This window comes from Blautia sp. SF-50 (assembly GCF_900101315.1).
Classification (GTDB): Bacteria; Bacillota; Clostridia; order Lachnospirales; family Lachnospiraceae; genus Blautia_A; species Blautia_A fusiformis.
The window spans coordinates 132041-156451 of the sequence record NZ_FMUW01000005.1 but is presented as its reverse complement, the minus strand read 5'-3'; the positions used below and the strand labels follow the sequence as shown (position 1 = coordinate 156451).

The 24411-nt window shown below is 45.7% G+C and carries 23 protein-coding genes; 3 read left to right on the top strand and 20 right to left on the bottom strand.

Annotated elements, in window-relative coordinates:
- Positions 1 to 77: 77 nt before the first annotated feature.
- The 9 genes from BLP57_RS04995 to BLP57_RS04950 form a co-directional block, all read right to left on the bottom strand.
- Positions 78 to 914: a S8 family serine peptidase gene (locus tag BLP57_RS04995; protein ID WP_092069857.1), complete on the bottom strand. Its 837-nt coding sequence runs from the start codon at positions 912 to 914 to the stop codon at positions 78 to 80.
- The gene (locus tag BLP57_RS04990; protein ID WP_092069854.1) at positions 896 to 1186 is read right to left on the bottom strand and encodes a hypothetical protein; all 291 of its coding nucleotides are present in this window, start codon (positions 1184 to 1186) and stop codon (positions 896 to 898) included. Before BLP57_RS04990 ends, BLP57_RS04995 begins: the two co-directional genes overlap by 19 nt.
- Before the next feature lie 50 nt (positions 1187 to 1236).
- Positions 1237 to 2934 (bottom strand): carbon starvation CstA family protein, encoded by a 1698-nt coding sequence (locus BLP57_RS04985; protein WP_092069851.1) that lies wholly within the window; start codon positions 2932 to 2934, stop codon positions 1237 to 1239.
- Positions 2935 to 3847: 913 nt separating this feature from the next.
- Positions 3848 to 4087 carry a hypothetical protein gene (locus BLP57_RS04975; RefSeq protein ID WP_021977530.1) on the bottom strand — a complete coding sequence of 80 codons (240 nt, stop codon included), beginning with the start codon at positions 4085 to 4087 and terminating at the stop codon, positions 3848 to 3850.
- A 108-nt stretch (positions 4088 to 4195) separates the two neighbouring features.
- On the bottom strand, positions 4196 to 4801 hold the full coding sequence (locus BLP57_RS04970; protein ID WP_021977529.1) for a hypothetical protein: 606 nt from the start codon (positions 4799 to 4801) through the stop codon (positions 4196 to 4198).
- Positions 4802 to 4910: 109 nt separating this feature from the next.
- Complete coding sequence (locus tag BLP57_RS04965) at positions 4911 to 5408, bottom strand: nitroreductase family protein (protein WP_021977528.1); 498 nt, start codon at positions 5406 to 5408, stop codon at positions 4911 to 4913.
- A gap of 177 nt (positions 5409 to 5585) precedes the next feature.
- Positions 5586 to 6923, bottom strand: coding sequence for an MATE family efflux transporter (locus BLP57_RS04960; protein WP_092069846.1), 1338 nt, complete (start codon positions 6921 to 6923; stop codon positions 5586 to 5588).
- 212 nt (positions 6924 to 7135) lie between these two features.
- Complete coding sequence (locus BLP57_RS04955) at positions 7136 to 8263, bottom strand: electron transporter RnfD (protein WP_092069843.1); 1128 nt, start codon at positions 8261 to 8263, stop codon at positions 7136 to 7138.
- A 43-nt stretch (positions 8264 to 8306) separates the two neighbouring features.
- Positions 8307 to 9227 (bottom strand): hypothetical protein, encoded by a 921-nt coding sequence (locus BLP57_RS04950; RefSeq protein WP_092069841.1) that lies wholly within the window; start codon positions 9225 to 9227, stop codon positions 8307 to 8309.
- Between the two features lie 468 nt (positions 9228 to 9695).
- Here BLP57_RS04950 and BLP57_RS04945 point away from each other — a divergent pair, with 468 nt between their 5' ends.
- Positions 9696 to 10133, top strand: coding sequence for a MerR family transcriptional regulator (locus BLP57_RS04945; RefSeq protein ID WP_092069838.1), 438 nt, complete (start codon positions 9696 to 9698; stop codon positions 10131 to 10133).
- Positions 10134 to 10147: 14 nt separating this feature from the next.
- Here the strand turns inward: BLP57_RS04945 and BLP57_RS04940 are convergent, their stop codons facing one another.
- From BLP57_RS04940 to BLP57_RS04895, 10 genes are all read right to left on the bottom strand, one after another.
- Positions 10148 to 11461 (bottom strand): MATE family efflux transporter, encoded by a 1314-nt coding sequence (locus BLP57_RS04940; protein ID WP_092069834.1) that lies wholly within the window; start codon positions 11459 to 11461, stop codon positions 10148 to 10150.
- Between the two features lie 44 nt (positions 11462 to 11505).
- Positions 11506 to 11778 (bottom strand): hypothetical protein, encoded by a 273-nt coding sequence (locus tag BLP57_RS04935; RefSeq protein WP_092069831.1) that lies wholly within the window; start codon positions 11776 to 11778, stop codon positions 11506 to 11508.
- Entirely contained in the window at positions 11775 to 12854 is a 1080-nt protein-coding gene (locus tag BLP57_RS04930) for a phosphodiester glycosidase family protein (protein WP_092069828.1), read from the bottom strand. The genes BLP57_RS04935 and BLP57_RS04930 overlap by 4 nt, the downstream gene beginning before the upstream one ends.
- Positions 12848 to 13915, bottom strand: coding sequence for a bifunctional glycosyltransferase family 2/GtrA family protein (locus BLP57_RS04925; protein WP_092069825.1), 1068 nt, complete (start codon positions 13913 to 13915; stop codon positions 12848 to 12850). Before BLP57_RS04925 ends, BLP57_RS04930 begins: the two co-directional genes overlap by 7 nt.
- Before the next feature lie 43 nt (positions 13916 to 13958).
- Positions 13959 to 14834, bottom strand: coding sequence for a DUF368 domain-containing protein (locus BLP57_RS04920; protein WP_092069823.1), 876 nt, complete (start codon positions 14832 to 14834; stop codon positions 13959 to 13961).
- Between the two features lie 152 nt (positions 14835 to 14986).
- The gene (locus tag BLP57_RS04915; protein ID WP_092069821.1) at positions 14987 to 15856 is read right to left on the bottom strand and encodes an EamA family transporter; all 870 of its coding nucleotides are present in this window, start codon (positions 15854 to 15856) and stop codon (positions 14987 to 14989) included.
- Between the two features lie 24 nt (positions 15857 to 15880).
- Positions 15881 to 16591: a response regulator transcription factor gene (locus BLP57_RS04910; RefSeq protein WP_092069818.1), complete on the bottom strand. Its 711-nt coding sequence runs from the start codon at positions 16589 to 16591 to the stop codon at positions 15881 to 15883.
- Complete coding sequence (locus tag BLP57_RS04905; protein ID WP_092069816.1) at positions 16578 to 17837, bottom strand: HAMP domain-containing sensor histidine kinase; 1260 nt, start codon at positions 17835 to 17837, stop codon at positions 16578 to 16580. Before BLP57_RS04905 ends, BLP57_RS04910 begins: the two co-directional genes overlap by 14 nt.
- A gap of 294 nt (positions 17838 to 18131) precedes the next feature.
- The gene (locus BLP57_RS04900; RefSeq protein WP_092069813.1) at positions 18132 to 19160 is read right to left on the bottom strand and encodes a zinc-dependent alcohol dehydrogenase; all 1029 of its coding nucleotides are present in this window, start codon (positions 19158 to 19160) and stop codon (positions 18132 to 18134) included.
- Between the two features lie 381 nt (positions 19161 to 19541).
- On the bottom strand, positions 19542 to 20726 hold the full coding sequence (locus tag BLP57_RS04895) for an SAM-dependent methyltransferase (protein WP_092069809.1): 1185 nt from the start codon (positions 20724 to 20726) through the stop codon (positions 19542 to 19544).
- 348 nt (positions 20727 to 21074) lie between these two features.
- Between BLP57_RS04895 and BLP57_RS04890 the strand changes: the two genes are divergently transcribed.
- Positions 21075 to 21596: a hypothetical protein gene (locus BLP57_RS04890; protein WP_015526216.1), complete on the top strand. Its 522-nt coding sequence runs from the start codon at positions 21075 to 21077 to the stop codon at positions 21594 to 21596.
- 519 nt (positions 21597 to 22115) lie between these two features.
- Here BLP57_RS04890 and BLP57_RS04885 read toward each other — a convergent pair.
- Positions 22116 to 22727, bottom strand: coding sequence for an NUDIX hydrolase (locus BLP57_RS04885; protein WP_015526218.1), 612 nt, complete (start codon positions 22725 to 22727; stop codon positions 22116 to 22118).
- 182 nt (positions 22728 to 22909) lie between these two features.
- On the opposite strand from BLP57_RS04885, the gene BLP57_RS04880 reads away from it, so the two are divergent.
- Positions 22910 to 24298, top strand: coding sequence for an MATE family efflux transporter (locus tag BLP57_RS04880; RefSeq protein ID WP_022426190.1), 1389 nt, complete (start codon positions 22910 to 22912; stop codon positions 24296 to 24298).
- Positions 24299 to 24411 lie beyond the last annotated feature (113 nt).

Sequence of the window (24411 nt, the reverse complement as noted above, 5' to 3'; positions counted from 1 at the left end):
CAACCAAACATGAATCCGAGTAAAACACTGAATTGCCTGAAAACACAGGAAATATCAGTGTTTTCTTATGTTTTCCCTTAATTATAAGGTTCATGAGAACCATAATTATTCCCAAAGCTGACGTTTATAACGATCGGTTTTCTCATCTTCACTGCCTGCCGTATCAGGTAATCAATACCCTCCATCAGCTCCGTTGTCCGCGGAAATGAATTTTCCCGTGGATTTCCCATTTTTACCACCAGAAGATCACTTCTATACGCAACGCCTCGATTCACTCCCTCCGATGCTCTCCCATTTCCTGCTGCTATTCCAAGAACTGCTGTTCCATGTCCGCTGAAATCCCCAGACGGAACAAGGCGCCTGCCTTCGGTTTCCCCGAGTGTAAGCGCCTCATCAATTTCTTCCTTCGTATATTCAGTTCCTGATACATAGTTTTCCGGTGGATTTCCAGCTACACTCTGATCCCACAGTCGCAGGATCCGGGTACTTCCATCCTCATTTCTGAAATCCGGATGGAAATAGTCCACTCCAGAATCCACAATACCCACCAAAATCCCCTTGCCGGTTAAGCCATCGGCTCCATTCTGCACCGGCAAAATGCAGCTTGCCTCCCGCTCTTCAAAGGTCTCAAAATAAAGTCTCTTGGGCTTTTCTATAAACTCGATCTGCTCTCTGACTGAGTATGTAGCAATTTCCGTTTCCGGCAATGTCACTACTGCATAGCCGCCAAGCAGCGGGACCACCTGGATCCTCTCACCACCAAGTCCGCTTTCCGGACCGCTGTACTTCACGATCACATCCCACAGCCTGGTGGTGGGATCATATCCCACATTCAGATTTTCCGATTTTGCCCGTTCCTGCGGCAGGGCATTCATGGCAAGATTAAGTAGATTCTCTAATTTCTGGTCTGGCATAAGGCTTTCATTTCCATTGATACATTTTTTTTATTATATGCAACGCCTTCGTTTAAAGCACCAACCATCTGTTCCAGCATTTTTCTTTTAATTCCGGGAACGAAGCTTAACAACTGACGAAGCGGCATTCCTTCCATCATCGCAGCCATCATTTCCTGATTATTTAAAAAGACCCTTGGTTTTTCTGTCAGCGCATTTATTTTGCGCTGCAAGCTGAAGGAAGGTAAAAAATTGCTGCAATACACTAACAAATCCATCAGTACGATCAGCACCTTTTATGCCTCTTCAGCCAAACAGAAATCCGTGATCTCATCCGATAATATTATGCTGTTGCTTTTTTATTATCTGTCTTCTCAAGCAGTTTCTTCACGCCCTGGATTGCTACCAGTACACCAAGGATCAGCAGTAATACTGCAAATACAAGCTGTAAGGTGTTTCCAAGATCCAGCCCTGTTGTTACCAGTGCCTTTGAAAGCTTTGTGATGGTCATGCCAAGTGCTGTGAAGGTAACTGCCATCATGAATACCATCGGGATCCAGAGCATGCAGCCCTGACGTTTTGTTTTCTTTAAGAATACTGCACAGGCTACAAGAGCGAGTACAGATAACAGCTGGTTTGCGGAACCGAACAGCGGCCAGATTTCTGCATAGCCGACCTTTGTAAGCATGTAGGCAAGTACCAGTGTAATGACTGTTGCGAAATATTTATTTGTTACTACCTTCAGGAACGGGCTCATGTTTTCCTCATCTGTATCAGAATCAAGGAAAAATTCCTGGAATGACAGACGTCCGACTCTGGCTACAGAATCAAGAGAGGTCAGTGCAAATGCGGATACAGCAAGGTTGATCAGAGTAAATACCAGTGAATGCGGAAGGCCAACTACAGAAAGGAAGTTTGCGATAGCACCTGCAAAAATCTGCGGCTGTGTTGTAAGTCCCTGTGCTGCTGCTTCACCATCTGCAAAGGATGCAACTGCGATCAGTGCGATGATGGCAAGCATACTTTCCATCAGCATTGCTCCAAAGGAAACAGGGAGCATGTTTTTCTCATTTTTGATCTGCTTGGATGCAGTACCGGAAGATACCAGTGAATGGAAGCCGGAAACAGCACCGCAGGCGATGGTTACAAACAGGATCGGGAACATATACTGTCCGTCTACGTTAAAGCTTGTAAATGCCTTTAGGTTACAGGAAGGATTGGCAACAAATACACCGATAACCGCACCGACGATCATAAAAATGAGCAGATAGCTGTTCAGATAATCACGTGGCTGAAGCAGTGCCCATACAGGAGCGACACTGGCGATCAGGATGTATACAAAAATGATGATATGCCAGGTTCCAAGACTTACATACATGGGGAAATTAAGTCCCAGCACAATTGCTGCTACCAGCAGTAAAATTGCGACTGCAGTGTTGACCCATTTGTTGAATTTTGTATATTTAAGGAAAAATCCAAGTGCAACAGCCTCAAATATAAATAACATGGAAGTGGTTGCAACAGCTCCGTTTGCCGCTACCTTTGTAACTGTTCCTGCATCATTTACGGCAAATCCGTTAAAGGTTCCTGCTACAACATCTGCAAATGCGGCAACGACCAGAATACAGAACAGCCAGCAGAATAAAAGAAATAATTTTTTTCCAAGCTTTCCGATATACGCTTCGATGATATATCCGATCGTACGTCCTTTATTCTTTACGGATGCATACATGGATGCAAAATCCTGCACAGCTCCGAAAAATACACCACCGATGAGGATCCATAACAGAACCGGCAGCCAACCGAAAATTGCGGCCTGGATCGGTCCGTTGATGGGACCTGCACCTGCTATGGATGCAAACTGATGTCCAAATACTACATTTGTATCAGCCGGTACATAATCAACTCCGTCCTCCATTTCGTATGCCGGAGTTTTTGCTTTCGGATCAATGCCCCATTTGTTCTGGAGATAACGGCCATACAGAAGATATGCGCCTCCGAGAACTACAATGGCTATGATCATCATTGTTATTCCGTTCATAATATCAACTCTCTTTCCTTTGTGTTTTTTATACATGATACAATGACCGTAAAACAGTTATTGCATCAAAAAACGCCCTTGCTATCCTTTCGGATAACAAAGGCGGAATGTTCCGTGGTACCACTTTGTATTATCGTATTTATTGCTAAACGCGACCACTTATTACTGTCATATCAAACAGCCTCTTCTGTAACGTGAAGACTACGTCCCGGCTTACTTAACCTTTCTATTCAGCGGGATGCTCCCAGGTGATATCACAAAATACCTTCTGCCGCTTCTCATCAGCCTGCGGCTCTCTGTAATCCGGCATGCTTTTTGTGGTCTGTCCTGTTCCATGCATTTCTCTTTTTTATTTATCTAATGTTTTACTCCTTTTTTTATAAAATTTCAACAAATAATTTATACATATTTTATAAATTTGCATACGTTTTTTTGTGCAGATTTCAATTTCAAAAATAAAAGGCATCTATTTCTCGCAGAATTTTTCTCTTTACTTTTCCTGAAAAAAATCTGCTATAATAATCCTCGCGCAAATTGAATATGGATTTTTCTGACACTAAATATCGCTTTGGCTGATGTCTGATGGCCGGGGCATATTTGGTGTCTTTTTTTGTGCTGAAATCCTATACAAAGATCCCGGTTGATCCCGATTTCCCTTTTACCAAAGCTCTCCGGTATCACTGCCTCATCCAGGTTCAGCCGCACCAGATTTACATTCTTATTCTCCCGCACCATTTTTTCAAATGGAAAACGGATAATGGATGGGATGTTAAAACCAACTCCAAGCTCCTTGCTTTAGGTCAAGGATTTTTTGGCCCGATCACGAAAAAGCAATAAAAATGCGGCATATATGTAAAACAGATCCATACTCCACTTTATGATCCGTTTTCCGTCACATACGCCGCATTACCCATTATTCAGAAAATGTATATCTTACCATGTATCCTTTTCCATCACCGGTCACGATCACAACCCCGCCGTCGGGATTCTCAATCTTATCAATGATTGGAAATCTTCCTTTTTCTTTGACATAAGCTTCCGGGCTCTCAATCTTTGCTTCAACGATCTCTTGCTGAGAATGGCGATCACCACCACAGGGATTAATAGTTTCAATAATGATCTCGTATTCCTTCATACCCTTCACCTCTTTCATAATGCAGTTTTCCGGTTCCTATACTTATATTTTATCGCAAAAATCCCGGCTCTGCAAAATGTATTCTGCACAAAATATCAGAAGATTTATTGGTGTCTTTCACTATATTCAGGCTTCTTCCGCATCCATCTCTTTTTGGATCTCATCTTCGCTTTCTGCCATAGCCTGAAGTGTCATAGTAAGAAGTTTCGCAAGATCCCAGCCCAGCTGATCTGCGCCTCGCTGGATCACTTCTCTGGAACAGCCTGCCGCGAAACCTTTGCTTTTATATTTCTTTTTCAGGGATTTCAGCTCCATATCCTTGGTACTCTTGGACGGACGCATCAGCGCCGCTGCCCAGATCAAACCGGTGAGCTCATCCGCTGCAAAAAGGACTTTTTCCATCTCATGCTCCGGCGCAGTCTCAATGGTAGCTCCACAGCCAACAGTAATTCCATATCCATGAGAAACCACCGCATGAATGATATCTTCTCCCACACCTGCCTCACGGAGAAGTTCCGGTGCTTTCAGGCAGTGTTCTTCCGGGTAAAGTTCAAAATCAATATCATGGAGCAGACCTACAATGCCCCAGTATTCTGCGTCATCGCCATAGCCCAGCTCTTTTGCATACCATTTCATCACTGCCTCCACAGTCAGTGCATGCTGGATGTGAAAAGGATCTTTGTTGTATTTTTTTAATAATGCAAATGCTTCGTCTCTTGCTATATGTTCCATTTTTCTGTCCTCGATTCTGTTCTACTATCTATCACATCTGTCTTGCTGTACCAGAAAACCATATGTTCTGCCATTCTTCATTGTATTCTGACACAGCCCGATGCATACATTATTCTACAAAGTGGATCCTGCTCTCGTCAAAACGATCCTGCTGCTTCCTGCTCTCTGCCGGATATCCCAGGGCAAAGAGGGAAAAAACTTCCACATTCTCCGGAAGTTTCAGAATGTCATGGACCAGATCCATGCGATCCCGCATCGGCGCAATTCCGATCCAAACGCCGCCAAGTCCCAGTGCATCCGTTTCCAGCCAGATATTTTCCTGGGCGATAGACATGTCGATCTGTGCCATATCCTGCACAACCAGTCCCTCTTTCCGATATACCGGAACGATCACAACCGGCGCACCTGCCGCACATCCGGAATAAGGAGTCGCTTTGGAAAGTTCCCTGATCTTCTCCTTATCTGTCACAACATAAAACTCCCACGGCTGCTGATTACATGCACTTGGCGCCTGCATACCGGCTTTCAGGATCTGAAGGATTTTCTCTTTCTCCACGGGTTTATCTTCATATTTACGGATACTTACTCTGTGAAAAATATTCTCCATGATATTTCCTCCTCGTCTTTATGATCTACATTACTTTTCTGGTTTTATTTTGTCAGTGGGACTTCCACATTCTGTCTCTTTAATCATATCCTTCTCTGACAAAATCCTCTTTGCTCATTTTAACACAGTTTTTTGCAGACGGACAGACCACATTCCTGAAAACGTTTACACGGTATCCTACACCCGTTTTTTCTTTCTCAGATACAACATACATCCAAGACACAGCACCAGCTGCAACACGGATGAAAACGGTGTTGCCAGCCCGATATCAAACAGCGTCGCACCGGCTCTGCGGCTCATAAACCATGACACCGGAACTCGCACACAGAAAGCACCGATGATTCCCTGGATCATTACAAACTTCGTCATGCCGATTCCATTATAAAATCCGATATAGCAGAAAAAGATTGCCGTAAACAGACAGTCAATGGCATAAGCTTTCAGGTAATCTGCCGCTGCCTCGATGACCATTGCATCGGAGGAAAAAATTCCCGCCAGCACATTTCCATGGAAAAATGACAGGAAAAACATTCCAACACCAATGGCAAAAGAAACCGCCACACCATAATGCAGAGCTTTTTTTGCCCGGTCCATGCGTCCCGCTCCGTAATTCTGCGCCACAAAAGCAGAAATGGACTGCATAAACGCAGATGAGATCAGCATGATAAACGCACAGACTTTTTCTGCAACGCCGACGCCTGCAGATGCCGTTACTCCCATGGAATTCACAATGGCCAGAATGATCAGAAAAGAAATACTTACCAGAAGATCCTGTAATGCGATAGGCGCACCAAGCCCCACCATTTTCCGGAGAGTCCGGCCATGGACCCCAATATCCGTTTTATGCATTTCAAAAGGCAGCTCTTTTTTGCGGATAACGCCAAAGGAAACGATCACACTGATGATCTGTGCAAATACAGTTGCAAAAGCAGCTCCTGACGTTCCCATCTTAAATCCCGCACAGAGGATCAGATCCCCTGCAATATTGAATACACATGCAACGGCAACCGTAAACAGCGGCGTTCTGGAATCTCCGATCCCCCTGAAAATACAGCCGATCAGATTGTACGCCACGATCACCAGCATACCGCCGCCACAGATCCGCACATAAACAACTGTTTTGTCAAAAGCTTCCTCCGGCGCATTCATAATGCTGCTTACCTGTGGTGCAAAAATCACAAGCACCGCAGTCATGACCAGCGCGATCACCGTAAACATCACAATAGCAGTTCCAACTGTCCGACCTCCCTGTTTCCGCTCCCCACAGCCGATCTGCTGTCCCAGGAGCACAGTGGTTCCCATGGCAAAACTGCTCACAAGATTAGTAAGCGTCATCATGATCTGCGATCCCGTGGAAACCGCCGAAACATCCGCAGAAGAAGCAAATTTTCCCACGATCAGAAGATCCACCGCGCCATACATCGCCTGCAGAAAAAGCGCCAGCAGGACAGGAAGCGCAAATAAGATCAGCGGTTTCAGGATCCTACCCTGTGTAAAGGTGTTGTTTTTTTCCATTCTTATCCTCCTTTTTATAAACGTTAAAAAAGCCGGATAAGCAACAGGCATCTCAGCCTGTCATCTTATCCAGCCATTGTTTCCGTCGAACAATCAACCCTCCGATGAACATTCACAGTATACTATATGCAATTTTTTACGTCAACCTTGATCTTACGCAATTCAGTTTCAAAAATGTAATCTCTTCTGTCTGCAGCTGCACATTACGTATCTCATTTATTTTTATATACACCCAGCACATTTTCGATATAATCCGCCATCTCCCGCGCCATCTCAAACTGCTCCGGAATACGGGGATGCCCCGGTGTAGCCACACCATTTCTGCTGAACAGAAAATGTGAGATCTTCTCATCTTTCATGGAATCTACAACCCGGTCAATAGCATCATCCCAGCTCTTATCATGCTGTAAAACCGTCGTACAGCAGACGATCCACGCCTCCGGATAAACACCACGGAGCTTTTTCAGGAAATCTTTATAGTGATTGCGCCATTTATCAGCCATCTCACAACAATATGAATAACCATTCTCCACCTGCGTCACCTGATCTGATTCTTGTTCGTAAACACAGACACCTTGCGCTTTCTTCTCAGCCTCCACTTTCATATAATCCACCGGATAATTATCATTCTGCCCAAGAGCCACGATCACCACCTGAGGAACAAATTTCGAAAAATCCCACTCCGTCATCTCCCCAAACACAGAATTATAATGTACCTTATCCCACGCAGTCTCCATCCCCGTCTGCACCGGCCTGTGAAACCACCCCTGACCATCCATCAGCGCGATCCCACCCTGAGCAATATCATGAAGCTCCGCTCCCAACATCCGGGCCGTCAGCCAAGGAAAAGAAAACCAGCAATTAGAAAAACCCCCTTCATGCTCCATATCCGTTTTACCAGTAAAATCAATCGCCTCCACCGACTCCCCGGCAGAAACCGAATCCCCATAAACCTCAATCCTCCGCCCCGAAACCGGAGGCAGATAAATCAACCTCTCCCCATCCCCGATCTCAAACCCCAGGATCTTCAACTCATGACACCCATCCTGCCGCTTAAAAAACAAAACATGATGCACCCCTGACTCATTCTCCGGCACCTTAACCTCAATAACCGTCTCACCGAACTTTTTCAAATAAAACGCCGACTGCACCTGATCCAGAATACACCCCAGATAATTCTGCCAGTACTCATTAAAATTCTCCACATGAATCCTCAGCACCTCCCCCGAAAACCAAAACTCCGCCGAAGACCCCGGAAACACCCAAACCGGCTCCCCTTCCACACTCCAGTCAATCCTCCCCGTATATCGAATCCTCTCATCATTGGCAGAAATCCACATAAAATATCCCCTTAATTTTGGTTTATAGCTAACACATCACTTCTTACAGATTATACTCACCATACAGCTTCTGACGCCATTTTACATCCGTCACCACACGCTGTACTTCATCTGACCGTCCTTCCAGAAACAGTCGATTGATCAGTGCACTCAATCTCGCTTCACCCTCTGCTTTTCCTTCCGCTTTTCCAATCGCCATTCCTTCCTCGCGAAGCCTCTCAGATTCCAACTGCAAAACTTTTCCACCCATAACCTCGCCAACTCCTTTCCGAACTTTTTCTTTATTCCTGAAAACATAATCCGATATTCTGATAATCAGCCTATTCAGATCTGTATATAATTCTGCCCTCCCAGAAATCGAAATTTCTTTCCCCAGTTTATTACGTATATCTTCATATTCACTTAATAATCTCTGAAGTTTTTCCGAATCTTTCTCTATTATATCCGCAACCTTCTCATACCTCATAATATAAAATGGAAGCAGCATCAGAAGCTTTTTCTCAAAAATACTATCTTTTGTATAATTCTCCACTTTCACCGTCGGAACCCGATATACACACATCTGAGAATCTGGAAGGATTAACTCTACCTCCAGAAAATCCGGTGTTCTTTTTCCATTTCTCAAATATAGTACGCAAGATCTGGGAAATTCTACACAATATCTCCCATCAACTTTTTTTCTGTGTTCCAATGCAATCGCAAAGTCATACTCAACCATTCTGACCGCCATTGTTTCATCATCCAAGCTCTGGCATTCAATATGGTACAACATATCGCCAATCCTTAGACAGGAATCGGTAATAATCTCCCCATCTTCCAACTGATGTTCATTACGAAGTTGAACAATCTTAACATCCTCCGGATATGCGGTATGGAACACCTCATTAATAAGCGGAACCACCAGATAAGTCATCTTCTCCACCATTGTCCGGAAAACATCATCGAATATAGTATTGTTGGTCATTAACACTCCTACTGGTATATAAAATTATACCACATCACCCAAAACTATTCCAAAAATTATCCCATAATCCGACATCCTCCCCCCACACACAAAAAAAACACAAGGAAACTCAGCCTTTTCCCCCAGCCGTCCAGCGCAGCGCTGACGGCTCATCCAACTCCCGAGCAGCCACCCTATCCCTCCCGCCCTGAATAGCCAGCCGTGGAGTGTGCATCGGTTCTGGCTGACTCTGCAGGAGGGGAGCTGATTCTTGGCTGGCGGAAATCTGCGTTGTTTTACAAAAGTTCGCTGTTTGAGCGAAGCGAGTTCGGACTTTTGTAAAACGCTTTTAGCAGAATTCCGGCAGCCTAGAAGCCAGCCCCCGACGAAGCCCCAGCCAGAACCGATGCACACTCCACGGCGTCCTATACTTGCATCCCACCCCCATTTATCATAAAATAAAAACAAAAACCCAAAGGAGGACCCCCAATGTACACCATCGGCCAAGTATCCGAAATGTTCCATCTCCCCGTCTCCACCCTGCGCTACTACGACAAAGAAGGCCTCTTCCCCAACCTCAAACGCGAATCCGGCATCCGCAAATTCAACGACCACGAACTGGAAGCCCTCCGCATGATCGAATGCCTCAAAGCCTCCGGCCTGGAAATCAAAGACATCAAACAATTCTTTGAATGGTGCAATCAGGGAAGCAGCACCTACCAGAACCGCAAAGAACTCTTCGAGACAAGAAAAAAAGCCGTAGAACAGGAAATCCTACGACTCAATAAAACCCTCGATATGCTCAAATACAAATGCTGGTACTACGACCAGGCCATGAAAGAAGGAAACGAAGACAAGATCCGCCAGATGCTCCCGGACAACCTCCCGAAAGACATCCAGCAGCTATACGACAACGGCCATAAATAACAGGCATGGCCGCCTCACCACGTCCGCCGCATATAAACAATCCCCGTAACATCCGCCATCACCCAGCCGATGGGAATCGCCACCCAGATTCCCACCTCACCAATCACAGCAGAAAGAACATAAGCCAGCAGAACACGGAGCCCCAGCGAGATCACCGTCAGCACAACCGACATCTCCGCTCGCTTGATCGCCCGGTAATAACCATACAGCAGAAACAGACAGCCAATACCAAGATAAAACGCACCTTCGATCCGGAGATACTTCACCCCCGCAGCGATCACAGCCACCTCTTTTCCACTGACAAAAATCTTCATCAGAGGCCCTGCAAACAGACACACCAGCACTGAGATCATCACACTGAACCCGATACTCATGGCAAAAGCCACCCGGGTACCCTTGCGGATACGCTCCTGATTCCCGGCGCCGTAATTCTGCGCCACAAAGGTAGAAAAGGCATTTCCAAAATCCTGCACCGGAAGATAGGCAAAGGTATCAATCTTCACAGCAGCCGCAAAAGCAGCCATTACTGTAGCCCCGAAGCTGTTCACCAGCCCCTGGACCATCAGAATTCCAAAATTCATCACCGACTGCTGCAGACAGGTCAGAGAAGAAAGATTCACGATCTCACCAAGAATCCCCCGGTCAAAACAAAGCTCCTCTTTTCCAGGCAGAAGATCTTTACAGGAATGCAGCACATAAATGGTGATCCCGACGCCTGACACATACTGAGCGATCACCGTAGCAAAAGCCGCACCTGCGATTCCCCAGGGAAGAACCGCCACAAACAAAAGATCCAGTCCAATATTCAGGACAGCGGAAACCGCCAGAAAAACAAGAGGCACCGTGGAATTACCAAGAGCCCTTAAAAGACAGGAAAAAAAGTTATAAAGGGATGTTGCCACAAGCCCTGCAAAGATCACAAGCAGATATGTTTTCATCCCATCGTACACTTCTTCCGGCACCCGCAGGAACCAGAGGATCGGGTCCGTAAAAAGGTACACCAGCACATTTAACAGCACCGTTACACCCATGATCAGTCCAAAAGCATGGACAACAGAAAGCCGCAGCTCCCGGTCACTGCCCTTTCCCTTATAAATCGAAAAAAGAGCACCAGAACCCATACTCAGTCCCAGAAAAACAGATGTCAAAAACGTCATCAAAGTATAGGCAGAACCAACGGCTGCCAGCGCATTTTTTCCAAGCACACGTCCTACGATCAGGGTATCCGCAATATTATAAAACTGCTGCAAAAGATTACCTGCGATCATAGGCAGCGCAAACAGGATCAGACATTTGCCGATCCTGCCTTTTGTCAGATCATAATACATTTCATTTCACTCCATCATCCTCATACGCCAAAAAGGCGTAATCCTCACATGGAATCTATGATAAATCTTTCCGAATGATTATGCAACCTTCTTTCTCTCATACGGCTCTGAGATTTTTTCCCGGAAATCCTCTTTCCGCCTTCTGTTACTGCCAGCAAGATCACCACAAAATATAACACCATCTGAAGCCCGCTCACATGTCCGGAAAAATCCATATACGGATTATACCAGTCCAGGATTTTTGCTGTTATGGAAACCAGACTGCATACAACACAGACATGCAGGAGAATTTTTCTTATTGTACTTAATATCTTCATAAAGATCCCTCCGTAATAAAAATCCCATCTTCGATCTCGTGCTCCGGTTTATACGGATCATTGACCACTTTTCCGTTCATTTCCATAAAAGAACAATGGCCGCCGTCAAGATTATAAGCCACCTTGCAGCCAAGATCCTCAAACACCTTCGCCATCTCATCCAGGAACATTCCCCTGGAGCTCTGCTGTCTCCCGTCCACAAGAAGCAGGCAGTAATGTCCCGGTTCAAAATACCCGATGGCAGTCCGCGGATGAGACCGGCGGATGTAAGTCCAGGTCCAGAATTTATCATTCGCCTTTCCATTTGCGTCCAGCAGACTTGGCCCAAAGATCCAGCTCTGATAAGCACCTCTGCCGATGAGTTTCTGCTCATCCAGCTGCCCCGGCTGATAAATATCCATGGTTCCGTCCCAGTTGAGAACACAGGTTTCCTCCCCGGACTGCTGGCTGCGGTAGATCACACCGTTTCGTATGATCGTACCATTCTCTCTGTGACGATTGTTGCTATAGGAATCTCCGTTGACCGACAGTATGGATTTCATTCTTGCAGACATATCTGTAAGCTTTTCCGTATAGCCAATTCCATAGGTATCCTGTGCAAACGCAGTCTGGAAGCAGGTGATATCGCCAATGTAAATATCCGCCAGCACATAGGAAATTTTGCTTCCGTATTTTGCATAACTGCCACCATGTGTGTTATCCACAGTTCCGGAATCATACTGGTGATGAGAAATCTGAATGGACAGGTTGGGACTTGTGTATGATGTATCTGTAGAAACCACTGTATCGGTAAATTTGTCCGCAAATTTCTCATGCCAGTCCTGGGTACTCAGAACTTTTCGGGTTTGTTTAAGTTCTGTACCGTTCATCCCGTTTCCTGTATCTGAACTGCTTCCAGTCCCACCGGAATTCTGCAAACCGGAACTTCCGGAATCATTTCCGGCCGTGTCCTCCTCCGCCATATTCACCGCCCTGACCCCCTTCTGGGGAATCTTAAAATTAATGACCCACACCCCCAGAAGGATCAGCGCAGCCACTGCCACATCCAGCAGGATCCATAATATTCGTTTTACCATGTTCTACTCCGGCCTCCTGACATCAGACGGTTCCCGGGATCACGGGCAAAGATCAGAAAATTCTGTACCAGCCAGCTTATCAGAAACAGGGTACACTCTGTCAGGATCTTTGCCGGATACACAGGCATATGAATGATCTGCGTCAGCGCCTCCAGAATGATATTGTTCATGACCAGGATAAAAGCAGCCAGTTCAAAATACTGCATCGCCGTCTGGATCTTTTTTTCCTTATGAAAAACGAAATAACAGTTCATACAGTAGTTATAAAAAGCACTGACCAATCTTGCCAGGATATTGGCTCCCAGCACAAACATGGCTGTGTGTGGCAGACAAAACATAAAAAACGCAAACAACAGATAATCCAGAACAAAGCTGGAAAATGAAGACAGTGTAAACTTCAGCAGATCTTTGTAGATCCGTATGGAATCCCACACCGCCCGGAAATGAGAGGTAGAATTTTCTCTGTCCTGATAAATGGTGTTGATCGGAACCTCATCAATATCGATTCCTTCCTTTGCCAGAAACAGCAGCACATTCATCTCATATTCATACCTCTCGCCCTCCACAGTCAGGAGCTTTTTTACCAGATCTGAGGTAAACACCCGCATTCCTGTCTGTGTGTCCGAGATGCTGACTCCGCTTAAAAGCTTAAACACTTTTCTCGTGATGGTATTCCCAAGTCTCGATTTCAGCGGCATGTCTTTTCCCACATTCCGCACACCCAGGATCATAAGCCTCTCACTGTTTTCCCCATGGACAAATAATTTCAGCAGATCCTCCGGAAGATGCTGCCCGTCACAGTCCATCACACCGATCAGTGTGCTTCCCCAGATCTCACGGTTTACATAATCAAGCGCAGTCTTAATGGCAGCACCTTTTCCTCTGTTTTCCTCATGGCGGAGAAGAATGCAGACATCGTTGATTCTGTTAAAAATATCCAGATAATCTTCCCCGCTTCCATCATCCACAACAACAATCCGGAATCCATATGTCCACAGCTGATCTACGATCCCGACCAGCCTTTCATCCGGTTTATACGCCGGTATGATCACAACTGACATGTTTTCACCTCATCTCCTGTAAAAAATCTCTGCCTGTTTTCTCTTATCTTCTTTCTTTCATCAACTGCATTCCCAGCACAAGTGCCAGTCCCACAAGTGCTGCCAGAATCTGGAAATTACCAAATCCCATCACCGGCTGTGGAACTTTCAGTGTGGCAGGTCCCTGCATGATCGCATAAAACGATCCGATCATCATTCCAAGAATGGCATATACCGACTGGGTACGGAATTTTTCCAGACAAAACTGAATTCCTTTTACTACCGTAACCGCTCCTGTCAGAACACCAAGTCCAAAGAAGATCAGAAGTGGCAGATAGGAAAAATCCATTCCCAGAAGCCCGCGTACTGCTGTGATCACCGGAATATATGCACCAAAGATCAGAAGCAGTGTGGAACCGGAAATTCCCGGAAGAAACATGGCGGAAATGGCGATCATGCCGATAAAAAACAGCCGGATCCCGGTTCCGATGTGAAACTGTCCAAGGTCCATGGAAGCCACACCGGTTTTTCCATTAAGCCATGCAATTCCTGCTACCACCAGGATTCCCGCAATGCAGAACCCGATTCCCTTCAGGATGTTCCGGGAACCGCCAAAGCTTTCTTTTTCCTCCCGGATGATCAGCGGAATGGAACCTGCGATAAATCCCATAAACAGGGAACTGACGGTATAAATATAACTTTCAAACAGCGATGACAGAAGAAGAACTGCCAGCACCATGCCCGTCATCCAGCCAATTCCAAGCTTCACCAGATAAGAAAAAGAAGTTTTCTTTTTTTCCATATTTCCAAATACAAAATCATTGATAGAACCGATAAACCGGTCATAAAATCCAAGGATAAACGCTACCGTTCCTCCTGAAACTCCAGGCACGCTGTCCGCAAGTGCCATGCAGAATCCGTTCATTCCTTCCCTTAACATATAAAAAACCTCCTGTCTGTTTTCTGTGATCATCATAAACAACGATCTTAAACAGACAGAAGGTATCTTTCTAAATAATATCTAAACTCTTGTTATCCCGGACATACCGTTCCACGCCCGGAGGTCAGGCGGATAAAAGCATTCCGCATTCCTTACAGAACCGCCATCATAATGGTTCCCGCAAGAATACACAGTAATCCAAATGCCGCTTTCTTCGTAAGTTTCTCCTTAAATACCACCCAGGAAAATGCAATGGTAACCAGAATGCTCAGCTTGTCGATAGGCACCACCACACTTGCCGGGCCGTCCTGCAGGGCACGGTAATAGCACAGCCAGGATGCTCCTGTGGCAAGTCCTGACAGAGCAATAAATCTCAGTTCTTTTTTCTCAATCCTATGAAGTTCTTTCTGTTTTCCCTTGAGAAAAACCATCAGCCAGGCCATCACGATCACAACTGTAGTACGGATGGCAGTTCCCAGGTTGGAATCGATCCCTGCAATTCCGATCTTTCCAAGAATGGCAGTAAGACTGGCAAATACTGCGGAAAGCACGGCATAGATCAGCCATTCCTTACCGTTTTTTTCCTCTGCGTCTCCGGTTCCTTCTTTTCTTGTGATCATCAGCATGGTACCTGCACCGATCAGCACTACGGAAACGATCTTGACCGGCGTCAGACCTTCATGCAGAAAGATCAGCGCAAGAAGGATCGTCAGGATCGTACTGGACTTGTCAATGGGAACAACCTTGTTGACATCCCCTTTCTGCAAGGCATGAAAATAACATAGCCAGGATGCTCCTGTGGCAAGTCCTGACAGAACCAGGAACAACAATGTTTTTCCATCCACATTTCTGATCCCGGACCAGGTTCCTGTGACCAGAACCATCAGCCAGGAAAACAGAAGCACCACCACCGTACGGATAGCTGTCGCCACATCTGAATCCGTCTTTCTGATCCCGCATTTTGCAAGGATCGCCGTGATTCCCGCAAAAAACGAAGAACCAACTGCAAAAAGTACCCACATTTTCCCCCATCTCCCTCGTATGTTTTATTTATTGAGGCGGTACCCCGCCCCCCATACCGTTTCCAGGATCTTGGGATTTTTGGGATCATCCTCGATTTTTTCCCGGATACGGTTGATGTGCACCATAACCGTGGCGCTGTCGCCCACGTAATCATATCCCCATATTTTTTCGAACAGTTTTTCCCTGGAAAAAACAATGTTGGGATTCATTGCCAGAAATTTCAGAAGCTCAAATTCTCGGTTTGGAAAACGTATCTCAGTATCTCCCTTAAAAACTTTCCAGCTGTTGACCAGGATCCGAAGATCCTGCACCTGGATCTCCTCGGAAGCATCCGGCCCTTTGTCGGAAAATTTCTCCACCATCCGCTGATACTGGCGCAGGTTTGCGTTCACTCTCGCCACCAGTTCCGCCGGATCAAAAGGCTTGGAAATATAATCATCCGCTCCCAGTCCAAGGCCACGCACCTTATCCACGGATTCTGTACGGGCAGTTACCATAAGAATGGGAATATCCACTTTATCACGGATCTCCCGGCAGACCTGGTAGCCACTTTTTCCGGGAAGCATCAGATCCAGAAGCACAAGGTCAAACTGCTCCTCCTCTGCGATCTGCGCCGCGTCCATTCCATCTGAGAGTATCTTCGTCTCAAAACCGGAAGCCTGAAGATAGGCTTCTTCGATCATACTGATATCCGGATCATCTTCTATGATAAGGATTTTTTTATTGTCCGCCATTTTTTTCTCCCTTCTGCACATCCACCAGAGTTTCTGCTGCCGGAAGCTCCATGCGTACCACGAAACCGTCCGCATTTTCACCGCGGACATTTCCTCCCATTGCTTCCACGAGATATTTCACAATATACAGTCCAAGACCATTTCCTTCTTTTTTGTTTCTGGACTCATCGCCTCTGTAAAACTCATCAAATACATAGGGCAGTTTTTCCTCCGGAACACCAACACCATTGTCACGGAAAGAAATCTCCACGCCGCCTCCCGTTCTTTTCAGGGAAAGTTCTGTTTTCAGCACATCACGTTCTGCATACTTACGGCTGTTTTCCAGAAGATTATCAAAAATACGCTGCAGCTGTTCCGGATCTGCATTAATATCCAGATGAATATTTCCCGTTTCTGCCTGCATCTGCTCTTTTTCCTTATCCAGAAGTTCCTGCTTTCCTTTTACATAATTCCGGATAAAATCCCCAATCTCTATTTTCTGAACAGAAAGAGGCATATTTCCGGTTTCAATCTTGGAAACATAGAACAGCTGGTTCAGAAGGCCGTCCATATCTCCGGTCCGGCGGTAAGCAGCCTGCAAAAATTTCTCCTGCATTTCCGGAGTTGCCGCAATGCCGTCCATAAGTCCTTTGATCGTTCCCCGGATGGCAGTCAGCGGCGTACGCAGGTCATGGGAGATTCCGGCGATCATATCCGTTCTGGCTTTCTCATATTTCCGGTTCTTCTCCTGCTCGCGCAAAATGTGCTCCTGCATATGGTTAAATGTGATACACACATCCTCAAATTCCGCATCTCCCACATACCGGATCTCTGTAGTCAGATCGTTGTGCCGGATGCGGTCTGCCCCCTGTGCCAGAAGATCCAGAGGCTCCATGATATGTTTCTCCAGATTCCTTGTAAAAATCTGACTCATCAGCAAAAGTACAAGGATACAGATAATTCCATCTGCCCCAAATAAAAGAATAAACTCATTTCTGTGGATTGTCCAGCTTTCCAGAAAATCATCCAGATCTCCGAGAAGTTCCTGGCCATCCTCATGTTGATATTTTACATTATCAGAATCCGAAAAATTCGATGTGCCGCTTCCCCCAATAAGGTCTTCTATAGATGTCTTCAGTTCTTTTTCCACGGATTCCGCGTAAATTTTCACAACCACCAGATTAATGGCCAGAAAGATCAGAAGTGTCACCAGCACCATCAGTGCATTTGAAAGAAAAATCCTTCTTTTTACTGTTCCCTTTTCCATGTTTTCACCCTCCTGCAGATATATTTAAGCAAAGCGCTTTTGTTCATCTTTCTTATACAGCGTTTTTCTAAACAACAACAGCGGAAAAAACTAAACAGTTTCTAAACTTATTTTTTATCTGCACTCGACGTTCTTTATGCTTTTTTCCATCATAACACAAACTCTTTTTTCTGTCGTCCTGTGGAGCAAAATGTTTTTGATTTTGAAACTCTGCTCATTACATAACAAAAAACTCCCGACGTAGTCAATAACTGACAACATCCGGGAGTTCTTATTATTTTTGATTACAAACCGTTATTTCTCCTGCACATTGATGATAACCTTCATGGTTGTCTCACGGTTCTCATCAATATACTGATAAGCCTTCAGATAATCTTTGAACTTGAATGTTTTTGAGATCAGTGGTCTTAAATGAACTTTTCCGGCATTTACAAGATCAATGGCATCTACATAATCCTCATGGCGGTACATCATGGTGCTCTTGATATCCAGCTCATGGTCGTTGGCAACAGCAAGGTCAACAGTCGCCATGTCCGCAAATACTGCTACCAGTACGATAACGCTGCCCTTTCTCGCATACTGGATCGCCTGTCCCATAGTGATGTTGTTTCCGGCACAGTCATAGATCACATCTGCCTTGTCCGGGCCAAACGCTTCCACCAGAGCTTCTCCGAAATTTTTCTCTTTCGTGTTTACGCAGATATCAATGCCGCACTCTTTCGCTTTTGCAAGACGGAGATCGCTGACATCGGTGATCATAACTTTGGCTGCGCCCATTCCCTTGGCTGTCTGTGCAACAAGGTTTCCGATAGGACCTGCGCCGATCACTGTGATGTTCATCCCTTTTACATCGCACATCTGCTTCACTGCATGGACTGCAACTGCCAGCGGCTCGATCATTGCACCTTCCTCGTAAGACATCTCCTCCGGGATCGGTGTTACCTTAGATGCATCTACTGCGAAGAATTCCGAAGCTGTTCCTGTCGTCTGGAAGCCCATAACCTTCAGTTCCTCACAGAGATTATACTTTCCATGGCGGCATGGATAACAGTGTCCGCAGTATACCTGCGGCTCGATGGTAACTTTCTGACCAACCTTAAAACCTGTCACATTCTTTCCAAGTCCCGTGATCTCACCGGATACTTCGTGTCCCTGTGTTACCGGATATTTGGTAAACGGATGCTTGCCGTGATATACATGGATGTCCGATCCACAGATACCAATGTTCATGATCTTAACCAGAACCTGGTCATCTCCCACTTCCGGAACTGGAACCTCTCTGAAAATAATCTCTCCGGGATTTGTCATTACCTGCTGAAGCATCTTATTCTCCTCCTTTAATTTCTTTCTATTGTATATTATCTTTTATTAATTATTTTATCAAAGTAATTACATTATTATTCTTTTCTCCTGATCTGTCAAGATAGTTTTCTATGATTCTGCTTATTGAACAAGTTTGCAGCTTTGTTTTTATGCACATTCCATAATTATCGGTAAACGGAATAGTCAAGCGAATATTCGCAATACGCTTCGCTACTTGCTCATGACCGAATAACTCCTTCGCGGTTTATCGGTTAAAAAACAAAGCCTGCGGATTCAGCATTTCTGTAATCATATGCTGAATCCACAGGCTCCTTATACGCTTTAATAAATAATTTTATAGAAGTATGATATTCCTTTCCGGCAGGTTTGTAAAGGCTTTTATCAATACCAGCGTGTCATCGGCAGATTATTATTCACACCCTTGGTCATAAGAATCTGGTGAAGATCGATAATTCCGTTGTGGAAGGTTGCCGCACATGCTGACAGGTACAGATCCCACATACGCAGGAACTCTTCGTCAAACATAGTCTTTTCTTTTTCAATATTGTCCCGGAAATTCTTTTCCCAGTGAAGCAATGTCTTATTGTAATGCAGACGGAGATTTTCGATATCCAGGGTATGGAAATTGTCCTCTGCCATATGGTTCAGGATCTCACGTAAGCTCGGAACAGTTCCGCCCGGGAAAATATATTTCTTGACCCACGGGTCACCCGGATGCTCCTTCAGAGCACTGATAAAGTGAAGCAGAAACAGTCCGCCCGGCTTCAGAACCTTTTCCACACAATCAAGAAACAGCTGATAATTATCACGTCCAACATGCTCCAGCATACCGACACTGACAACACGGTCAAACTGATACTCCTTCTTCGGCAGATCACGGTAATCCATCAGCTCTACCGTAAGATAATCTTCCAGCCCCTGATCCTTAATCCGTCTCTGAAATTCTGCATACTGTTCATGACTTAAGGTGATACCGGTACCATGAACCTTATATTTCTTAGCTGCCTCGATCAGCAGAAAACCCCAGCCGCAGCCGATATCCAAAAGACTCATACCCTCTTCCAGATGTAATTTTTTAAGGATATAATCAACTTTATTTACCTGTGCCTGATACAACGTATCATCCTCATGGATAAAATACCCGCAGGAATAACTCATAGTCTCATCCAGCCAAAGTTTATAAAAGTCATTTCCAATATCATAATGGCTGGTCACTTCCTTTTCCTGGTTCTTCTTTGATGTTGAACTGAACATGATCTTTTTCAGAGCAGATTCATTGGTAGAAAATTTCCCCATCTGACCTAGAAAATGATCCAGCGCTTCATAAAGATTTCCCTCGATATCCAGATCCCCACGCATATACGCCTCACCCAGTGCAAGGGATGTGCTCTTCATCAGATCCGCCAGAGGAATCGCTTTCTTAAAATTCACCGTAAATGTAGGTTCACCCTCTCCAATGTGATACTCGGAATTCTTGAACTTTACCAGAAATGGATAATCTGTAAAGCGTTCAAGGAACTGTACCATTGCTTTCTCTTCCGTCTTCTCCTGTAATGTCTCAAACATAATAGTCTACCTCCTTTAACACAGCACTATGATACACCCGGAGGAAGGCTTTATGTCAAGGGAGATATACAACAAAATTTTATCAATAAAATGAGAATATTTGGTAAAACTCTTCCTTATAATTATTTATAGTTATCCAAATTAACTCGATATTTAAAGTCCACATTTAACCCAGCCCTCAAAAGCACTGACATTTTCAAAACATAATCGTCAATTATATATCATTTCCCGATAATCATCTTTGTATTTTACGCATTTTTTATTGCTTTATATATAATTCAGACTTATAATAAAAGATACAAAAAAAGAGCGAAAACCATATAAAAATCCAACACTGGAGGGAACCTTATGAACGAAGAACTTTTTAATGAAGCATCAAAATCCAACATCCTGTCAAAACAACTGGTCGATCAACTTCAGGAAAGCATGACCTACAGCAGCATCTCCTTCATCAATTGGACCATCGAAGTCCTCAAGCTCCTGAAAGCCCGCATCGAACGCGGCGACAAGATCAAAGATGAGACCACCGGCGTGATCTACGATTTCTACACCTTCCGCCAATTTGTAGAAACCAACTTCTCCACCTACATCACCGGCCAGGTCTTCAACACCTCCATCCGGTCCCAGAAAGTCTACTTCACCCTGGAAGCCTGCCCAGGCGGCTACAACCTCCTCATGGCAGACTCCGGCAACGAAAAAACCTACCGCTGGATCTCCAGCTTAAGCAAACGCTTCTCCCTGGTAGAAATGATCGCCACCGGAATCGTCTACGTCAAAGACAACCGTACCGACACCTACCAGCCATTTATCTCCGAAAACGGCAAATACTGCAAATACAACAAAGACCTGGGAAAACTCATAGAACTCTGATCAAAACGGGGAATCCGCAACCGCAGATTCCCCGTTTTTCTCATCCATCCAGTGCAGCGCCGATGACCCATTCCCCTCTTCAAGCCACAGGGAATCTCAGCCTTTCCTCCCAGCCATCCAGCGCAGCGCCGATGGCTCATCCAACTCCCGTCATGCCACAAGGAATCTCAGCCTTTCCTCCCAGCCGTCCAGCGCAGCGCTGACGGCTCATCCAACTCCCGTCATACCACCCCACTAGCAACACTCCCCACGAGATTTAACACGTCTCACGGCCAACGCACAGCCAGTGAGGGGCTTCTTTCCAGGCTGACTCTGCAGGAGGGGAGCTGCTTCTTAGGTGGCGGAAATCTGCGTTGCTTCAAAAAATCTCGCTGTTTGAGCGGCTTCTGACGCGAGTTCGAGATTTTTTGAAGCGCTTTTAGCAGAATTCCGGCACCTTAGAAGCCAGCCCCCGACGAAGCCCCAGCCTGGAAAGAAGCCCCTCACTGGCGTCCCCTTCCGCCATATAACTACCTCCGTTTAAATCTCCCCAAGAAATCCAAACACCTCCTCATCCTCAAGAAAATGCATCAGCATATAAGCACACATGATCGCAACCCTCTCCTCCTTCAGTATCCTCCTGACCTCATCCCGGTCCGCAATCACAACCTCGATCTCCTCACTATCCTCCTGAGCAGCCTTACTAACCTCACCACTGGCATACCCATAAACCGTAGCACAGGATTCATCCGTCATCCCAATCGTCGTAAAATAAGGCTTCTCAAAAGCCTCCGCAACCTTGATCGGCTCCAGCTTCAACCCGGTCTCCTCAAACATCTCCCGCACAGCACCCTCATGGAAATCCTCCCCAGGCTCCACAAGCCCCGCCGGAAACTCATAAATATACCCGCCGATCGTATACCGATACTGACGGATCAGCACAACCTTATCCCGCTTCTCTCCATAAACACTGTAAATGATCACCCCATCCGGATGATTCTCCCCTGTAGAAAGCTTCATATCCTCCACACTCTTCGCCCTGGAGGCCACAAAATAAGAAACCGGCGTATCATGTACACTGGTCGCATCCACTCCATAAAGATTCACGAACTTATTATCTGTAAGTTTTTTCACACTATTGATCTTACCCATCTGAAAAACTCCTTCCCGAAAATTTTTTCTAAAAACATTTTATCCCATCCAAAACCAAAGGTCAATTTTTTATACTTACACTCCCTTCACAATAGTGCTATAATAAATACCCTGCTATAAAATTTAAATTTACTTATTACATTACCAAACAGCTACTGTAGACAAGAAAGAAGGAAAAAACATTGAAAAATCAGACCAATGCTGCCCAGGCCGAAAACCCTCTGGGAACCGCCCCTGTAGGCAGCCTGATCGCCAAATTCGCCATTCCCGCCATCATCAGCATGCTGGTCAGCGCTCTGTACAATATCGTTGACCAGATCTTTATCGGCCAGGGCGTAGGAATGCTTGGAAACGCCGCCACAAACATCGCATTTCCCGTAACCATTATCTCTACTGCTGCTGCATTGCTCCTGGGAATCGGCAGCGCCTCCAATTACAACCTGGAAATGGGCGCAGGAAACGAAAAAAAAGCCAGCTCCATTGCAGGAACCGGACTCTCCGCGCTGATAATCTCCGGTACGATACTCTCTGTCATCGTCCTTCTGTTCCTGAAGCCACTGCTTCATTTTTTCGGCGGAACACCGGACGTCATGCCCTATGCCATTGATTACATGGGGATCACCGCCATTGGACTTCCCTTTTATGTTTTAAGCACAGGCGGCAACCACCTGATCCGAGCAGACAGGAGTCCTACCTATTCCATGACCTGCATCCTGGCCGGTGCCGCCATCAACACCATCCTGGACCCGCTTTTCATCTTTGGATTCGGCTGGGGCATCAAAGGTGCAGCCTGGGCAACCGTGATCGGCCAGATTGTATCCGGACTTCTGATCATCTTTTATTTTTCCAGACTCCGAAAAATGTACCTGGACCACTCCATGCTGATTCCTAAGGCACGCAATCTGTCTGCCATTTTTTCTCTGGGAATGGCATCCTGTATCAATCAGGTTGCCATTGCTGCAGTGCAGATTGTCATGAACAATACACTTCGCCATTACGGAGCACTCTCCGCTTACGGAAGTGATATTCCGATCGCTTGTGCAGGGATCATTTCCAAAGTCAATCAGGTATTTATGGCCATCTGCATCGGAATCTCCCAGGGCTCCCAGCCCATCTGGGGATTTAACTACGGCGCCGAAAAATACAGCCGTGTACGCCAGACATACCGCTATTCCGTAACCTTATGTACTGTGATCGCAACCATATTTTTTATCTGCTTCCAGTTCTTCCCGCATCAGATCGTAGGCATCTTCGGAAACGGCAGCGACCTGTACTTTCATTTTGCAGAAAAATATCTCCGCATCTTCATGCTGATGACCTTTGCCAACGGGATCCAGCCTATGTCCGCCGGCTTTTTTACCTCCATTGGAAAAGCCCGGCTTGGTGTGATCATGTCCCTCACAAGGCAGGTGCTCTTCCTGCTGCCGCTGATTGTCATCTTCCCGGTCTTCTTCGGAATCGATGGCGTCATGTACGCAGGACCAATTGCAGATACCTCTGCATTTGTGCTGGCCGTTGTTTTTGCCAGACGTGAGCTTGGAGTCATGAAAGCTGCAGAACAAAACGCCTGACACAAGAAAGAATCCTGCTTGCAGGATTCTCCGCCTGCGACGGGTCGCTTCAGCGACATTATTCCTCTCCGTCGCAGTGCGATCCTGCCCGGAGGGCTTTTTTATGTTATAGG